Raw genomic sequence first — 1,211 nt, 5'->3', positions numbered from 1 at the left:
GGGCGCTATGATGGCGCCCATATCAGAGGATGTTCCGATGCGAAATTCTTATTCGAACGAGTTCAAGCTTGAAGCGGCCAGCATGGTTCTGGACAACGACCAGTCCGTGCCCGAAGTCTGTGCCAGCTTGGGTATTGGTCCCACCGCGTTACGCCGTTGGGTTGAGCAGCTTCGCAAAGAGCGGATGGGCGTGACGCCTGTTAATGCCAAGGCAATCACTCCTGAGCAGAAGGAAATTCAGGCGCTCAAGGCACTGCTCAAGCAAAAGGACCGGGATATCGAAATACTAAAAAAGGCCAGTGCTCTCCTGCTTTTGGACGCCAAAGATCATTCCCGCTGATCGATGAGCTGGGCGAGCGTTATGGCATAGCAGACTGCTGTCGGGTGTTCGAAATCAATCGCAGCAGTTTCTATGCTTGGCGTAAACGGCAGGGAAAGACCGACCCGCATCGTGAAGCGCTCAAGGTAGCTTTGATCAAGCTACACAAGGCCTCACGAGGTTCTGCCGGTGCCAGAACTTTGGCCCGCGAGCTGCAAAACAAAGGCCATCAAGTCGGCCGCTTCATGACCGCGAACTTGATGAAGGAGGCGCAGGTTGTGAGCCGTCAACGGCGACGACATCGTTACCGCTCGACAGGTGTGGAGGCGCTGGTGGCCCCACACGAGCTTAAGCGCCATTTTGATGTGGCGGCGATTAACCAGGTCTGGTGCGGAGATGTGACATATATCCAGATAGGTAAACGCTGGCTGTATTTCGCAGCGGTCTTGGACTTGTTTGCTAGACGTATCATCGGCTGGGCGTTTTCCCTGATCGCCGACGCTACGCTAGCGAGCAAGGCGCTTCGCATGGCAGCGGAACTGAGAGGGAAGCCAACTGGTGTGATGTTTCATTCAGATCAAGGCTGCCAGTACAGCAGCCATAAATTCAGGGAAGAGCTGGCTAGATTTGGGATCAAGCAGAGCATGAGCCGTAAAGGTGAGTGTTGGGACAATGCACCTATGGAGCGTTTCTTTGGAAGCCTGAAATCTGAGTGGGTACCTGAAGGCGGTTACGACTCAGAATTAGAAGCAATGGCTGACTTGCAGCGCTATGTGCTGCGTTACAACAACGTCAGGCTCCACAGCTACAACGACTATCGGTCGCCTGTAGCCATGGAGAAACTGGCGGCGTGAAACCTAAAGCGGTGTCCACTTTTACTTGACCAGTTCAG

General features: G+C 54.0%; 1 protein-coding gene. It reads left to right on the top strand.

Annotated features, from left to right (window positions below; translation table 11 throughout):
* The first annotated feature begins 37 nt into the window (after positions 1 to 37).
* A protein-coding gene (locus EKA13_RS27270; protein ID WP_245704440.1) for an IS3 family transposase occupies positions 38 to 1,173 on the top strand; the annotation gives its coding sequence in 2 pieces (ribosomal slippage) (positions 38 to 287 and positions 287 to 1,173; 1,137 coding nt in all).
* Positions 1,174 to 1,211 lie beyond the last annotated feature (38 nt).

Origin of the sequence: Pseudomonas defluvii (assembly GCF_001695625.1) — a bacterium.
Classification (GTDB): Bacteria; Pseudomonadota; Gammaproteobacteria; order Pseudomonadales; family Pseudomonadaceae; genus Aquipseudomonas; species Aquipseudomonas defluvii.
The sequence above is the reverse complement of the archived record's forward strand: the minus strand, read 5'-3'. Positions and strand labels throughout refer to the sequence as shown.